Below are 14,344 nucleotides of genomic sequence, written 5' to 3'. Positions count from 1 at the left end.
TGAACAATGACAACCCTTCGCATTCCTGTTTGAGATCCACTCATGTTTTCCCCTTCACGTTTCATGGCTGGCTTGGGTCTGGCGCTGCTGATCCTGCTCAGCGTGACCGCTCGCGCGGATTCCGTTGATGGCGCCGCGCAAGCCCTTCACCTGTTCAACTACGTCAGCGCCGACTACCCGGCGACGGTGGCGGACGGCAAGGTGATCGACGAGGCTGAATATCGGGAGCAACTCGAATTTCTCGGCGCTGTTCAGGGTTTGATCGCGGGCTTGCCCGAGCGGCCGGAGCGTGCCGAACTCACGCAAGGCGCGAAGGCGCTGCTGTCGGCTGTCGAGCAAAAGGACGATGGCGCGCAGGTCGCGCATCAAGCGCGGCAGTTGGGGGCGAAGCTGGCCGTGGCGTACGAAGTGAGCCAGGCACCGATCATCACCCCAGACGCGACACGCGGTGCGCCGCTGTACGCGCAGTATTGCTCGGTCTGTCACGGTAATGCGGGAGCGGGTGATGGTCCTGCGGCTGTCGGCATGTCGCCACCCCCTGCGAACATGCGTGATGCGTCGCGGTTTGATCGCCTGAGCCTGTATGACGTCTACAGCACGTTGGGCCTGGGCATCGAAGGCACGGACATGCCGTCGTTCGCCGACCAACTGGATGACCGTCAGCGCTGGGATGTGGCGACCTACATCGCAAGCTTCACGGCCGACCCCAAATCCGAAGCGGTCAAGACGTTCAACCTCGCGGATCTGGCCCGCCAGACTCCGACAGAAGTGCTGGTTGTGGAGGGCCCGAAAGCCGCTGCGGCTTTCCGCGCCCAGCGTGCCCAGCCACCGCAGGTCCAGCGGGGTCCCTCGCAACTGCTCGATTACACCAGCTCGACGCTGGACAAGAGCCTGGCGGCGTACCAGGCCGGTGATCGCGAGCAGGCCTATGACCTGTCGGTGGCGGCGTATCTGGAAGGCTTCGAGTTGGTCGAAAGCTCGCTGGACAACGTCGACGCCACGGTGCGCAAGGACACCGAGAAGGCGCTGATGGCCTACCGTCAGTCGTTGCAGGACGGGCTGCCCGCTGCAGAAGCGGCTGAGAAACTGGCGGCGGCGAAGGCAAAACTCAAAGTATCTGCCGATCTGCTTGGCAGCGATGGCCTCAGCACGTCCCTGAGTTTCATATCGGGCCTCTTGATTCTGTTGCGCGAAGGGCTGGAAGCGATTCTGGTGCTGGCGGCGATCCTGGCGTTCCTGCGCAACACCGGCCAGCAATCGGCGGTGCGCAGCGTCAACGTGGGTTGGGGTTTGGCGCTGCTGGCAGGCTTGGGAACGTGGGCGCTGGCAGCGTACGTGATCGATGTCAGCGGTTCGCAGCGGGAATTGCTGGAAGGCGCGACGGCGCTGTTCGCCAGCGTCATGGTGCTGTGGCTGGGCGTGTGGATGCACGACCGTCGTCACGCGGCGGCGTGGCAGGACTACATCAAGAGCAGCCTTGTGGGCGGTGGCGGTCGGTTCGGCTTCGCAGTGCTGGCATTCTTCTCGGTGTATCGCGAGCTGTTCGAGGTGATTCTGTTCTACGAGACGTTGTGGCTGCAGGCAGGTCCCGCCGGGCATAACGCCGTGCTGGCTGGCGGTGCCACGGCGCTGGTGCTGTTGGTGGGCCTTGCGTGGGTGATTCTGCGCGGCTCGGCGAAACTGCCGTTGGCGATGTTCTTCGGTATCAACGCTGCGCTGCTGTGCGCGTTGTCGGTGGTGTTCGCCGGGCATGGCGTCAAGGCGCTGCAAGAGGCTGGCATCTTTGGCACGCGGCCCGTGCCGTTCTTCGAGTTCGATTGGTTGGGCATTCACGCCGATGCGTATTCGTTGGGCGCGCAGGCGGTTGCGTTGCTGGCGATTGCGGTGCTGTATGGTCGCAGCCGGTGGGCGGAGAAGCGTCGGATCGAAGCGGCGTAACCCACTCCTACAACGGCAGATTGATGGAGTTCTAACATGCGCGTCTGGATCGATGCCGATGCCTGTCCGAAAGCGGCCAGGGATCAAGTGGTCAAATTCGCCCTCAAGCGCCAGTTCGAGGTCGTGCTGGTGGCGGGGCAAGCGGTGCCTCGGCCTGCGTTCGCGCTGGTCAAGCTGATCGTGGTGCCCAGCGGCCCTGATGCGGCTGACGATTACCTGGTCGAGCATGCAGCGCCGGGCGAACTGGTGATTTGCAGCGACGTGCCGCTGGCGGATCGGCTGGTGAAAAAGGGCGTTGCGGCGCTGGACCCGCGTGGCAAGGAATTCGACGAGCAGAACATGGGTGAGCGACTGGCGGTGCGCAATCTGTTCACCGACCTGCGTGAGCAGGGTCAGGCTGGAGGCGGGCAGGGGGCGTATGGTGATCGGGAGAAACAGGCATTCGCCAATTCGCTGGACCGGATTCTGACCCGGTTGACGCGAGAGAGGAATGCACGCGGTTGAAGCTGTGGGACCGAATTCATTCGCGAAAGGCCGGTACATCCGACACATCCCTGATGCCTGGAACATTTTTCGCGAATGAATTCGCTCCCACAGAGGTCTTGCGTCAGCAGTGATAGCAGCGTGTCCGGCAGACACGGACTCCCTGTAGGCGCGAATTTATTCGCGATTGGCCGGAGCAGGCGACACATCGCTGCGGTCTGACCCATCTTCGCGAGTGCGTCGCTCCCACAGATTGAATCCCCTGAAGTTTCGGTCCAGCGGTGTATCAGGCCGAAACTTCCTCACTTTCCTGCACCAACTCCAACACCCGATCCACCAGCTTGTTGATCCCCGACGCTGCTTCGCCAATCGACTTGGCAACCATGTACGCCGGGGTGCTGACCAGCTTGCGGGCCTTGTCTTCAACGATGTCCGTGACGTCGCATTCTTCGTGCTGGCCACCCATCTTGGTGATTTTGGCGGCAGTTTCGGGGCAATTGCCAACGGTGCAGGTTACGCCCGGGCCGTAGATCTTGGCCGCCAACGCGGGCGACACACAGATCAATCCAATGGGTTTGCCCGCCATGGCGAAGGCTTCTGCCATGGCCAGCACTTCCGCTTGAACCTTGCAGCCTGACCCTTCTGAGGCGAAGTTCGACAGGTTCTTCGCCGCGCCAAAGCCGCCCGGGATGATCAGCGCATCGAACTCAGTGACGTCCGCCTCACGGATGTCCTCAATGGCGCCCCGCACGATGCGCGCTGATTCCACCAACACATTGCGGGTTTCGGGCATTTCTTCGCCAGTGAGGTGATTGATCACGTGGTACTGAGGGATGTTTGGCGCGAAGCACTTCACCTCGGCGCCGCGTTGATCCAGACGCAGCAGGGTGAGCACGCTTTCGTGAATTTCCGCGCCGTCCTGGACGCCGCAACCGGAAAGAATGACGGCCACTTTTTTGCTCATGCCTGTGTTCCCTCTCTTGAGCGATCCGGGCTAGACCGGGTACGCCGGTGATGTCGTGTTCCCTGGCGCTTACGAGCGGCTCGTCGCGCCAACGATGTCCTCAAATGTCTACTAATTTGTCATCTGTTGCCATAGGGTTTTGCCGTGGTGACGCCTAATCTTCGAGGTTTCGTTGTCGGGTGGCGTCGATGAATTTCATTCTGTACGCAGTGCCGTTTTTCTTCGTGCTGATCGCTGTCGAGCTGGTCGCCGACCGTTGGCGCAAGGTCAACAATTACCGGGTCGCCGATGCGATCAACAGCCTCAGCACGGGCGTGTTGTCGACGACGACGGGCCTGCTGACCAAAGGCGTGGGGCTGGTGACCTACGCCTTTGCGCTGGAGCATCTGGCCTTGTGGCGGCTGTCTGCCGAGAGCGCCTGGGTCTGGGTGTTCGCCTTCATCTTTTACGACTTCTGCTATTACTGGCTTCATCGGATGGGGCACGAGCGCAACATCCTCTGGGCCGCGCACTCTGTGCATCACCAGAGCGAGGACTACAACCTCTCGACCACCTTGCGCCAGACCAGCACCGGCTTTCTGCTGAGCTGGATTTTCTATCTGCCGCTGGCCGTGGTCGGCGTGCCGCTGGTGGTGTTCGTGGCGGTCGCCTCGCTCAATCTGCTTTATCAATTCTGGGTCCACACTCGGCACATTCCCAAGCTGGGCTGGTTCGAATGGTTCTTCGTGACGCCTTCCAATCATCGCGCTCACCACGCGCAGAACCGTGTCTACATGGATCGCAACTACGGCGGGGTGTTCATTGTTTGGGACCGACTGTTCGGCACCTTCCAGGAAGAGCTGGATGAGGAACCGCCGATTTTCGGGGTCACAACCCCTTTGAGAAGCTGGAACCCGCTGTGGGCGAACGTGCAGTTCTATGCTCAATTGGCAGCGGATGCGCGACGGGCCGAATCGACGTGGGACAAATGGCGGATCTGGTTCATGCCGACCGGGTGGCGGCCTGCGGACGTGGCGCGGAAATATCCGATCAGCAAGCCGGACCTTGTGCAATTCCGCAAATTCGAGGTGCCGTTGAGCCTGACGCAGCAGCTGTACATCGGCGCACAGTTTTCGCTGTACACGCTGCTGGGGAGTTATCTGCTGTCAAACGGCGACATGTTGCCGTGGGCTGCGCTGATCGTCGGCTGGTCATGGGTGGCGTTGGGGCTGTTCGTGTTTGGCGCGGCACTGGAAAACCGGCCGGCGGCGTTGAAGCTGGAAGGGGTGAGGCTGGTGGCGAACCTGCCGTTAATGGCGGTGGCTCCGGCAGTAGGCCTGTGGCCCGCGAGTGCGTTGGGCTGGACAGTGTTGCTGACTTACACGCTGCTGAGCGCAATCGCTGTGTATTGCGCTCGGGGTCGATTCACTCGTCTGGCCGGTCCTTGACCTCGACGGGGGCCACGGCTGAAACCGCCAGTTTGGCCTCGCGCGCAATACGGGCGTTTTTGATACGACGTCTGATCCAAAGCAGGCCACCAATCACCAGCAGGGCGCCCAGTACCCACAACTCGTATTTCTTGACGTTGCCCAGCAAACCTTCAAGCACCGCGCCGAATTTGTAGGCCGCCGCGCCCAGCGCCGCCGCCCAGACCGCAGCACCGATGCCGTTGAGCAGCAGGTAACGTCCCGGCGGATACCCGGAAAGGCCGATGGCCACCGGCATCACCGTGCGCAAACCGTAGACAAATCGGAAGCTCAGCACCCAGATGTCGGGGTGCCGACGAATATGTTCCAGCGCGCGATCGCCCAGCAGTTGCCAGCGCGGCTTGCGTGCCAAAAGCTTGCGGCCATGCTTGCGCCCCATGAAATACCAGAGCTGATCGCCTGCGTAGCTGCCGAAGAAGGCAACCACCACGACCAGATTGATGTCCATGTACCCTCGGAATGCGAGAAATCCAGCGAGAACCAAAATGGTCTCACCTTCAAAAAAGGTCCCGAGGAAAAGGGCGAAGTAGCCAAATTCTTGTAAAAAATGCTGGAGCATCATATGGGTGCTGGCGAAATGAACGCGCAGCCTAACGCGCCGGACACATTCAGGAAAGTGTCGAAATGTGTCACTAGGTTAAAGTTTCTTACGACTTACGCAGAATTGTCGTCTAGGAAGCGTGTTTTAGTCCCACACGGTATGGTGGACATCTAGCTGTCATGTGTCAGTCACAATGCTGGCTTATAACTGTCACGTTTGCCCGCGCGCTCGGGCCCGCAGGCATCCGGTGTGACCGGTCTGCGCCGCTGATCGTCCCTTCTGTCGTGAAGGGACCGACAGATCGATCTCTTCGGCCGTTCTCCCGGCCCAACTGTTACAGGGCAACAGCCTTACAGGATTATTCATGAGTACCGAAGGAAGCACCGAAGCCTCAATTGAACTTGAACCCGAAGTCTCTTCTGCGGAAGTCACCGCCGTGGTCGAACCGACTATCGAGGTGCTGCCCGCCGTCGAGCCGCAGCAGCCTGCCAGCCCGGCGATCGTGATCCCCAACCTGGATGACAGCAGCCTTTATATTCACCGCGAGCTGTCGCAGCTGCAGTTCAATATTCGCGTACTTGAGCAGGCGCTGGATGAATCCTACCCGCTGCTCGAACGCCTCAAGTTTCTGCTGATCTTCTCCAGCAACCTGGACGAATTCTTCGAAATCCGCGTCGCGGGCCTCAAGAAACAAATCACCTTCGCCCGTGAGCAGGCCGGTGCCGATGGCTTGCAGCCTCATCAGGCGCTGGCGCGCATCAGTGAGCTGGTGCACGGCCACGTGGACCGCCAGTACGCCATCCTCAACGACATCCTGTTGCCCGAGCTTGAAAAGCATCAGGTGCGCTTCATCCGTCGTCGTTACTGGACCACCAAGCTGAAGACGTGGGTCCGTCGTTATTTCCGCGACGAAATCGCACCGATCATCACACCGATCGGCCTCGACCCGACGCACCCGTTCCCGTTGCTGGTCAACAAATCTCTGAACTTCATCGTCGAGCTGGAAGGCATCGACGCCTTCGGTCGCGATTCGGGTCTGGCGATCATCCCGGCCCCGCGCCTCTTGCCGCGCATCATCAAGGTGCCGGAAGACGTCGGCGGCCCGGGCGACAACTACGTTTTCCTGTCGTCGATGATCCACGCCCACGCCGATGACCTGTTCCAGGGCATGAAGGTCAAGGGCTGCTACCAGTTCCGCCTGACCCGTAACGCCGACCTGGCGCTGGACTCCGAGGACGTAGAAGACTTGGCCCGCGCCCTGCGTGGCGAGCTGTTCTCCCGTCGCTACGGCGATGCGGTGCGTCTGGAAGTGGCCGACACCTGCCCGAAACACCTGTCCGACTATCTGCTCAAGCAGTTCAACCTGAGCGAGACCGAGCTGTATCAGGTCAACGGTCCGGTGAACCTGACGCGTCTGTTCAGCATCACCGGCCTGGACAGCCATCCGGAGCTTCAATACTTGCCGTTCACCCCGGCGATTCCAAAGCTTTTGCAGAACAGCGAAAACATCTTCAACGTGATCAGCAAGCAGGACATTCTGCTGTTGCACCCATTCGAATCCTTCACGCCGGTGGTGGATTTGCTGCGTCAGGCCGCAAAAGATCCTCACGTTCTGGCTGTGCGTCAGACGCTGTACCGCAGTGGCGCCAACTCGGAAATCGTTGATGCGCTGGTGGATGCCGCGCGTAACGGCAAGGAAGTCACGGCAGTCATCGAGCTGCGCGCGCGGTTCGACGAAGAGTCCAACCTGCAACTCGCCAGCCGCTTGCAGGCGGCCGGTGCGGTGGTGATTTACGGTGTGGTCGGCTTCAAGACCCACGCGAAGATGATGCTGATCCTGCGTCGCGAAGCGGGCGAGATCGTGCGTTACGCCCACCTCGGGACTGGTAACTACCACGCGGGCAACGCCCGTCTGTACACCGACTACAGCCTGCTGACCTCCGACGACGCCTTGTGCGAAGACGTCGGCAAACTGTTCAGTCAGTTGATTGGCATGGGCAAGACGCTGCGCATGAAGAAGTTGCTGCACGCGCCGTTCACACTCAAGAAGGGCATGCTCGACATGATTGCCCGCGAGACGCAGTTCGCGACCGACGGCAAACCTGCGCACATCATCGCCAAGTTCAACTCGCTGACTGATCCGAAGATCATCCGCGCGCTGTACAAAGCCAGCCAGATGGGCGTGAAGATCGATCTCGTGGTGCGGGGCATGTGCTGCCTGCGTCCGGGGGTTCCGGGCGTGTCGCACAACATTCAGGTGCGCTCGATCGTGGGTCGCTTTCTGGAGCACACCCGCGTGTTCTACTTCCTGAATGGCGGCGACGAGCAGATGTTCCTGTCCAGCGCCGACTGGATGGAACGCAACCTCGACAAGCGCGTCGAGACCTGCTTCCCGGTGGAAGGCAAGAAGCTGATTCTGCGCGTGAAGAAGGAGTTGGAGGGGTATCTGACCGACAACACCCACGCGTGGCTGCTGCAGCCGGACGGGCGCTACCTTCGCAGCACGCCAACCGGCAACCAGAACGCCCGCAATGTGCAGGCGTCGCTTCTGGAGAAGTTGAGCAACCCGGTCCTCAGCGTACGCTGAGGTTGATGTTGACTCGGGTCAGCCACTCCGCTTCCAGCGCGAAGTCGGCCTGAGTCAGCTGGTTGTTTTCCAGCCAGCCATCCGGGAACAGGATGTCGAGGTCGTTGCCATTGGCGGTCAGCACAGGTTGCGGCATCTCTTGGGTGCCGCGAATGTGGTGGAACAGGATCGCGAAGCGTAGCAGCACGCACAGACGAATCAGCTTCACGCCTTCATCGCCAAATTCGGCGAACTTGTCCTTTGGAATGTTCCGACGATGGCCGCGCACCAGCAGCGCGAGCATCTGTTGGTCTTCCCGCGAGAAACCCGCCAGATCCGAGTGCTCGATCAAGTACGCGCCGTGCTTGTGGTAGTGATAGTGGGCGATGTCCAGACCCACTTCATGCACCTTGGCGGCCCAGCTGAGCAGCTCGCGATACAGATCGTCTTCCAGCTCCCACGCCGTGGCGACCTGCTCCAGCGCTGACAACGCCTTGCGCTCGACCCGTGCGGCCTGTTCCAGATCGACGTGATAACGGTCCATCAGCGAGCTGAGGGTGCGTTCGCGCACGTCTTCGTGGTGATGACGGCCCAGCAGGTCATACAGCACGCCTTCACGCAGCGCGCCTTCGCAGTGGTCCATGCGTTTCAGTTCAAGAGCGTCGAAGATCGCTTCGAGAATTGCCAGACCGGCCGGAAAAATGGCGCGACGATCGGGCTTGAGGCCGTCGAAGTCGATCTTGTCCACTTCGCCGAGCTTCATCAGTTTGCGCTTGAGCCAGGCGAGGCCTTCGGCGTTGACTTCGCCGGTGCCATGGCCGCCTGCTTTCAGGGCCAGGCCGATGGCGCGGATGGTGCCGGACGAGCCAATTGCCTCATCCCACGTCAGACGATGCAACGCGTGCTCGATACTCATGATCTCCAGCCGCGCGGCCGTGTAGGCCTGGGCATAACGGGCCGGGGTGATCTTGCCGTCTTTGAAATAGCGCTGGGTAAAGCTCACGCAACCCATTTGCAGGCTTTCGCGCAGCAACGGTTCGAAGCGCTGGCCGATGATGAATTCGGTACTGCCGCCACCGATGTCCGCCACCAGGCGTTTGCCCGGTGTGTCGGCGAGGGTGTGGGACACGCCGAGGTAGATCAGGCGCGCTTCTTCACGGCCGGAAATGACCTCGACAGGGTGGCCAAGGATTTCTTCGGCGCGGTGGATGAATTCGTTGCGATTGCGCGCTTCGCGCAGGGCGTTGGTGCCGACGATCCGCACGGCGCCCGGTGGCATGCCGTTGATCAGTTGGGCAAAACGCTTGAGGCAATCGAGCCCCCGCTGCATGGATTCTTCGTTGAGCTTGCGCTCGTCGTCGATCCCGGCGGCCAACTGCACTTTCTCGCCGAGCCGCTCAAGAATGCGGATTTCACCCTGATTCGCTTTGGCGACCACCATGTGGAAGCTGTTGGAGCCCAAGTCGATCGCGGCGATCAGCGAGAGGTTTTTGGCTGTGGATGGCGACATGGTCAAAAGGTCTCGGTCGTTAACCCCGACATCGTGCCACGAACCATCACTGCCGCCAAACGCGCATTTAAGCGTTGGGCGTGACGTGATGGTTCCCACGCTTCACGCGGGAACGATCATTACGTTCCACCGCCATAACTGTAGGAGTGAGCTTGCTCGCGATAGCGGTGATCAGCCACCACAGCTTTGTCTGATCCCCCGCTATCGCGAGCAAGCTCACTCCTACAGATGCGCGTTTACAGGTCGATGGCAAGCGACATGTTCAAGCGTGTTCCACCGACCCAATGAAATTCGCCAGTTCCGGTGTTTTTGGATTGGCCATCAACTCTTTCGGGTCCCCCACCTCATGCACCTTGCCCTGATGCATGAACACCAGCTTGTCGCCCACTTCCCGAGCGAAACGCATTTCGTGGGTCACCATGATCAGCGTCATGCCGTCTTTCGCCAGCTCGCGCACGACGCTGAGCACCTCATTCACCAGCTCCGGGTCCAGCGCCGAGGTGATTTCATCGCACAGCAGCACTTTCGGCGACATCGCCAAGGCCCGCGCAATTGCCACGCGCTGCTGCTGGCCTCCCGACAAACGATCAGGGAACGCGTCGAATTTCTCCCCGAGTCCGACGCGATGCAGCATTTCCTTGGCGAGCTTCGTCGCTTCAGCCTTGGAGACCTTTTTCACCACCTGCGGCGCGAGCATCACGTTTTCGCCGACGGTCAGGTGCGGGAACAGGTTGAACTGCTGAAACACCATGCCGACTTTCTGCCGCAGGCTGCGCAAGTCGGCCCGCGCTGCGTCGAGGTATTCGCCATCGACCTCGATCACACCGTCGTTGATCGATTCCAGCCCGTTGAGCGTGCGCAGCAACGTGCTTTTGCCCGAGCCGCTGCGGCCGATGATCGCCACGACCTGGCCTTCCTCGACGCTGAGGTCGATGCCTTTGAGCACGTGGTGATCGCCGTAGTATTTGTGCAGGGCAGAAATTCTAAGCAGAGGCATGAAGTCTCCTTTCCAAATAACGGGCGCTGAGCGACAGCGGATAACACAGCAGGAAGTAGCCCAGGGCGACGAAGCCGTAGACCATGAAAGGCTGGAACGTGGCGTTGGCGAGCATGCCGCCGGTCTTCGTAAGTTCTGTGAAACCGATGATCGACGTCACGGCTGTGCCTTTGACGACTTGCACCGAAAAGCCCACGGTCGGGGCCACGGCGATGCGCAACGCCTGGGGCAGAATCACGTAGCGCAGTTGCTCGAAGGGGGTGAGGGCCAGGCTTGCCGACGCCTCCCACTGACCGTTGGAAATCGACTCCACGCAGCCCCGCCAGATTTCAGCCAGGTACGCGCTCGTAAACAGTGTCAACGCGAGGGCGGCCGCGACCCAAGGCGAGATGTCCACACCCATCAGCGCGACACCGAAAAACACCAGAAACAGCTGCATGAGCAGCGGCGTGCCCTGAAACAGCTCGATGTAGCAGCGGGCGAGCCTGCGCCAGAAACCCTTTTCAGAAATGCGCATCGTCATGACCAGCAAGCCGATCACGCCGCCGCCGATGAACGCGACCAGCGACAGCGCCAGCGTCCATTGCAGGCCTGTGAGCAGGTTGCGCACGATGTCCCATAGCGTGAAATCCATCAGCGGCTCCTCGCGATGTAGCGACGTCCGATCCACCCCAGCAACTGACGAATCATCAGCGCCATGAACAGGTAGATCAGCGTGGTAATGATGTACGTCTCGAAGGCGCGGAAGTTGCGCGACTGAATGAAGTTCGCGGCGAAGCTCAATTCTTCCGTCGCAATCTGAGAGCAGACCGCCGAGCCGAGCATGACGATGATGATCTGGCTGCTCAGCGCGGGCCAAACCTTGCCCAAGGCCGGAATCAACACCACATGGCGAAACGTCTCGAAGCGCGTCATCGCCAGTGCCGCTGAGGCTTCCAGCTGCCCACGAGGAATCGCCTGAATGCCTGCGCGAATGATTTCGGTCGAGTACGCCCCGAGGTTGATCACCATCGCCAGCACCGCTGCTTGCCATTCGGAAATCTGCACCCCCAGCGACGGCAGGCCGAAGAAGATGAAGAACAGCTGCACCAGAAACGGCGTGTTGCGTATCAGCTCGACGTAGACCCCAAACAGGGCCGAGAACGGCTGGATCTTCCAGGCCCTGACGATGGCGCCGACAATACCGACGCTGACGCCCAGCAGAGTGCCGATGGCCGTCAGCTCAAGGGTAAACAAGGCCCCACGCAGCAGCAGGTCAGCGTTTTGCAGGACCGGAATGAAGTCGAACTTATAGGCCATCTGAAAACCTCAACCAGACGCAGTGACTAAAGCGAGGCGATCAGAGATCGGCAGGCAACGGCTGTTTCAGCCAGGTCTGCGAGTTCTTCTCCAGCGCGCCATCTTGCTTCGCCGCTTCCAGAATCTCGTTGACCTTGGCCAACAGCTCCGGCTGGCCCTTGTTCACGCCGACGTAGACCGGCGAATCCTTGAGCTTCACTTTCAGCGACGGGATGCGTTTCGGGTTCTTTTCGCTGATCGCGACCATCACCACGTTGCCGCTGGCAATCAGGTCGGTCTGGTTGGCGAGGTAAGCGGCGATGGTCGAGTTGTTGTCTTCGAAACGCTTGATGGTGGCTTCTTTCGGTGCCACGGCAGTCAGCTCGATGTCTTCGATGGCGCCACGGGTCACGCTGATGGTTTTGCCTTTGAGGTCGTCCACGCCGCTGATGGCAGCGTCAGGTGGACCGAACACGGCGAGGTAAAACGGCGCATAGGCACGGGAGAAGTCGATGACTTTCTCGCGATCCGGGTTTTTGCCCAGGCTGGAGATCACCAGATCGACCTTGCCGGTGGTGAGGAACGGGATGCGGTTGGTGCTGTTCACCGGGGTGAGTTCCAGCTTCACCTTGAGCCGGTCGGCGATCAATTGCGCGGTGTCGATGTCCAGGCCGCGTGGTTTCAGGTCCGGGCCTACCGAACCGAAGGGCGGGAAGTCTTGCGGTACGGCGACTTTCAGCGTGCCGCGCGCGGTCACATCATCCAGCCCGTTGGCGTGGGCAGGGGCCTGGCCGAGCAGGAAGCTGGCAAACAGGGCGGCAAGCAGAGCGCTGTAACGCTGGGTCATGGGACGTCTCCGAATCGAACAAGGGTGAAGGCAATGCATGGGTGATGTTCAAGGGCCAGTGCACAGCCCATGCCATCGCTGCGTTTGCGACCGTGGAATGAGGGCTGGCGCACTGATCCGGTCTAACTGGTCTGAACAGTTGGGCGCCGGGTCGCCCCGCTTTGGCGCGCCTGAAAGCCTCGCCGCCCTTCACTTGGGCGTCACTTGCCGAATCAGCGGGATGACTATAAAAGAAGGTTTTCCACGGTCATTGCGCCTGAAAACCCATGCACACGAGCCCGATTGCAGTACCCGAAGCCGCCTTCCAGGCGATCCGCAAATTGATCGCCGAGCAAGGCTATGGCCCTGGCGACAGCCTGCCCTCGCAGCGGGATCTCGCGGTTCGTCTGGGGGTCAGTCGCGCTTCGTTGCGCGAGGCGCTGTCGTCGTTGAGCGCGTTAGGTGTGGTCAGCGTGCAGCCCGGCAAGGGGGTTTTCGTTCAGGCGATTTCTGAACCACAACAGCGCACGAGTGGTTTTTCCTGGCCTTTTGCGGCCCACGCTTCGCCGTCGGAGACGTTTCAGCTGCGTTACGCGCTCGAAGGTTTTGCGGCAGGGCTGGCGGCTGTGACCCTGACGGCAGATGAGCGCGATGTCCTGGAGGATAACGTTGAAGCCATGCGCCTCGAACTCAAGGCCGGTGATTTCGACGGCGCCGCCAAACTGGACTTCGATTTCCACCGACGGATTCTTGTGGCGAGCGGCAATCAGGCGATTCTTGGGATCATTACGGCCAGCGCCGACATTTTTCTGGAGAGCCAGAAGCTGCCATTCATTCGCGCGGGCAGGGCGATGGAAACCTGGCAGGAACACCGCAAGATTCTCCGCGCCCTCGCTCGCAATGCGTCAGGCCCGGCGCAGAAGGCCATGCAGGAACATATAAGAGGCGCTGCGTTGCGTACGGGGATTGTGTTCGTGGCGCCTTCGGCCTGATTTCGGTCCCAAACGGGGCGCTTGTCTTGAATTCGAACGCATGACCTGTGGGAGCGAATTCATTCGCGATGCGGTGGCACAACCGATGGAGATCCGTCGGATGCGCTGGCCAATCGCGAATGAATTCGCTCCCACAGGGATCGTGCCCCACGCGCCAACGGGGCCGGCTCCTACCTGATGGGGGTCACTTCAATAAAGCTAGTCATCCAAACCCATAGCAAGAGACAATCGCCTCTACCTTCCTGTCACGACCCGACACAGTTATGATGGTCCACGTTTTTTTGCCTATGACCTCGGAGAAATCTCATGAGTAGCGACCTTATCAAACACGTCAGCGACGCGAGCTTCGAAGCCGATGTCCTGAAGGCACAAGGCCCTGTGCTGGTAGATTACTGGGCTGAGTGGTGCGGCCCTTGCAAAATGATCGCCCCGGTTCTGGACGATATCGCTGGCACCTACGAAGGCAAACTGACCATTGCCAAGCTGAACATCGACGAAAACCAGGAAACCCCGGCCAAGCACGGCGTTCGTGGTATTCCGACCCTGATGCTGTTCAAGGACGGCGAAGTCGCTGCCACCAAGGTTGGCGCTCTGTCCAAGTCCCAGTTGCAAGCGTTCCTCGACGCCAACATCTGATGGCGCAAAGGCCCCGCAAATTGCGGGGCTTTTTTCTGGCGTTGTACTAGACGCTTCGAAAATCAAGTGGTACATTCGGCCCCGCAACGGCTTCTCCGTTGCCCCCTGCTAGCCGTCGCCGACGCTCTCCTTTCGATTTGTACGCGA

Annotated in this window: 13 protein-coding genes; 6 read left to right on the top strand and 7 right to left on the bottom strand. The window is 60.4% G+C overall.

All coding sequences use genetic code 11. From position 1 onward, the window contains the following. The first annotated feature begins 42 nt into the window (after nt 1–42). Complete coding sequence (locus ACWKWE_RS22235; RefSeq protein WP_483851713.1) at nt 43–1,938, top strand: FTR1 family protein; 1,896 nt, start codon at nt 43–45, stop codon at nt 1,936–1,938. Nucleotides 1,939–1,974: 36 nt separating this feature from the next. Further along, nucleotides 1,975–2,442 (top strand): YaiI/YqxD family protein, encoded by a 468-nt coding sequence (locus tag ACWKWE_RS22230; protein ID WP_166594116.1) that lies wholly within the window; start codon nt 1,975–1,977, stop codon nt 2,440–2,442. A 265-nt stretch (nt 2,443–2,707) separates the two neighbouring features. Here ACWKWE_RS22230 and elbB read toward each other — a convergent pair whose 3' ends face one another. Further along, the gene (elbB, locus tag ACWKWE_RS22225) at nt 2,708–3,385 is read right to left on the bottom strand and encodes an isoprenoid biosynthesis glyoxalase ElbB (RefSeq protein WP_166594117.1); all 678 of its coding nucleotides are present in this window, start codon (nt 3,383–3,385) and stop codon (nt 2,708–2,710) included. 188 nt (nt 3,386–3,573) lie between these two features. Here elbB and ACWKWE_RS22220 point away from each other — a divergent pair, with 188 nt between their 5' ends. After that, nucleotides 3,574–4,812, top strand: a complete 1,239-nt coding sequence (locus ACWKWE_RS22220) for a sterol desaturase family protein (RefSeq protein WP_483851712.1) — start codon at nt 3,574–3,576, stop codon at nt 4,810–4,812. On the opposite strand, the gene ACWKWE_RS22215 is transcribed toward ACWKWE_RS22220, so the two are convergent. After that, entirely contained in the window at nt 4,790–5,413 is a 624-nt protein-coding gene (locus tag ACWKWE_RS22215) for a DedA family protein (RefSeq protein WP_256665079.1), read from the bottom strand. The two genes, ACWKWE_RS22220 and ACWKWE_RS22215, sit on opposite strands and share 23 nt — an antisense overlap. Before the next feature lie 343 nt (nt 5,414–5,756). Between ACWKWE_RS22215 and ppk1 the strand changes: the two genes are divergently transcribed. After that, nucleotides 5,757–7,979 (top strand): polyphosphate kinase 1, encoded by a 2,223-nt coding sequence (ppk1, locus tag ACWKWE_RS22210; protein WP_166594119.1) that lies wholly within the window; start codon nt 5,757–5,759, stop codon nt 7,977–7,979. Here ppk1 and ppx read toward each other — a convergent pair. The 5 genes from ppx to ACWKWE_RS22185 form a co-directional block, all read right to left on the bottom strand. Next, the gene (gene ppx, locus ACWKWE_RS22205; protein ID WP_166594120.1) at nt 7,966–9,468 is read right to left on the bottom strand and encodes an exopolyphosphatase; all 1,503 of its coding nucleotides are present in this window, start codon (nt 9,466–9,468) and stop codon (nt 7,966–7,968) included. The two genes, ppk1 and ppx, sit on opposite strands and share 14 nt — an antisense overlap. A 262-nt stretch (nt 9,469–9,730) precedes the next feature. Next, nucleotides 9,731–10,465, bottom strand: a complete 735-nt coding sequence (locus ACWKWE_RS22200; RefSeq protein WP_166594121.1) for an amino acid ABC transporter ATP-binding protein — start codon at nt 10,463–10,465, stop codon at nt 9,731–9,733. Then, nucleotides 10,452–11,102 (bottom strand): amino acid ABC transporter permease, encoded by a 651-nt coding sequence (locus ACWKWE_RS22195; protein WP_178115704.1) that lies wholly within the window; start codon nt 11,100–11,102, stop codon nt 10,452–10,454. Before ACWKWE_RS22195 ends, ACWKWE_RS22200 begins: the two co-directional genes overlap by 14 nt. Then, complete coding sequence (locus ACWKWE_RS22190; protein WP_166594123.1) at nt 11,099–11,764, bottom strand: amino acid ABC transporter permease; 666 nt, start codon at nt 11,762–11,764, stop codon at nt 11,099–11,101. Before ACWKWE_RS22190 ends, ACWKWE_RS22195 begins: the two co-directional genes overlap by 4 nt. Nucleotides 11,765–11,804: 40 nt before the next feature. After that, nucleotides 11,805–12,590, bottom strand: coding sequence for a transporter substrate-binding domain-containing protein (locus ACWKWE_RS22185; RefSeq protein WP_166594124.1), 786 nt, complete (start codon nt 12,588–12,590; stop codon nt 11,805–11,807). A gap of 266 nt (nt 12,591–12,856) precedes the next feature. Here ACWKWE_RS22185 and ACWKWE_RS22180 point away from each other — a divergent pair, with 266 nt between their 5' ends. Together ACWKWE_RS22180 and trxA are read left to right on the top strand one after the other, a co-directional pair. Further along, the gene (locus tag ACWKWE_RS22180; RefSeq protein WP_166594125.1) at nt 12,857–13,561 is read left to right on the top strand and encodes a FadR/GntR family transcriptional regulator; all 705 of its coding nucleotides are present in this window, start codon (nt 12,857–12,859) and stop codon (nt 13,559–13,561) included. A 306-nt stretch (nt 13,562–13,867) separates the two neighbouring features. Then, nucleotides 13,868–14,197, top strand: coding sequence for a thioredoxin TrxA (gene trxA / locus ACWKWE_RS22175; protein WP_166594126.1), 330 nt, complete (start codon nt 13,868–13,870; stop codon nt 14,195–14,197). Nucleotides 14,198–14,344: the final 147 nt, after the last annotated feature.

The sequence above is a fragment of the Pseudomonas salicis genome (assembly GCF_057128705.1).
The sequence above is the reverse complement of the archived record's forward strand: the minus strand, read 5'-3'. Positions and strand labels throughout refer to the sequence as shown.

Bases quoted from the DNA above. Each gene is read 5' to 3' on its own strand.
- ACWKWE_RS22235 (WP_483851713.1), top strand. From the start codon at position 43: ATGTTTTCCCCTTCACGTTTCATGGCTGGCTTGGGTCTGGCGCTGCTG.
- ACWKWE_RS22230 (WP_166594116.1), top strand. From the start codon at position 1,975: ATGCGCGTCTGGATCGATGCCGATGCCTGTCCGAAAGCGGCCAGGGAT.
- elbB (WP_166594117.1), bottom strand. From the start codon at position 3,385: ATGAGCAAAAAAGTGGCCGTCATTCTTTCCGGTTGCGGCGTCCAGGAC.
- ACWKWE_RS22220 (WP_483851712.1), top strand. From the start codon at position 3,574: ATGAATTTCATTCTGTACGCAGTGCCGTTTTTCTTCGTGCTGATCGCT.
- ACWKWE_RS22215 (WP_256665079.1), bottom strand. From the start codon at position 5,413: ATGATGCTCCAGCATTTTTTACAAGAATTTGGCTACTTCGCCCTTTTC.
- ppk1 (WP_166594119.1), top strand. From the start codon at position 5,757: ATGAGTACCGAAGGAAGCACCGAAGCCTCAATTGAACTTGAACCCGAA.
- ppx (WP_166594120.1), bottom strand. From the start codon at position 9,468: ATGTCGCCATCCACAGCCAAAAACCTCTCGCTGATCGCCGCGATCGAC.
- ACWKWE_RS22200 (WP_166594121.1), bottom strand. From the start codon at position 10,465: ATGCCTCTGCTTAGAATTTCTGCCCTGCACAAATACTACGGCGATCAC.
- ACWKWE_RS22190 (WP_166594123.1), bottom strand. From the start codon at position 11,764: ATGGCCTATAAGTTCGACTTCATTCCGGTCCTGCAAAACGCTGACCTG.
- ACWKWE_RS22185 (WP_166594124.1), bottom strand. From the start codon at position 12,590: ATGACCCAGCGTTACAGCGCTCTGCTTGCCGCCCTGTTTGCCAGCTTC.
- ACWKWE_RS22180 (WP_166594125.1), top strand. From the start codon at position 12,857: ATGCACACGAGCCCGATTGCAGTACCCGAAGCCGCCTTCCAGGCGATC.
- trxA (WP_166594126.1), top strand. From the start codon at position 13,868: ATGAGTAGCGACCTTATCAAACACGTCAGCGACGCGAGCTTCGAAGCC.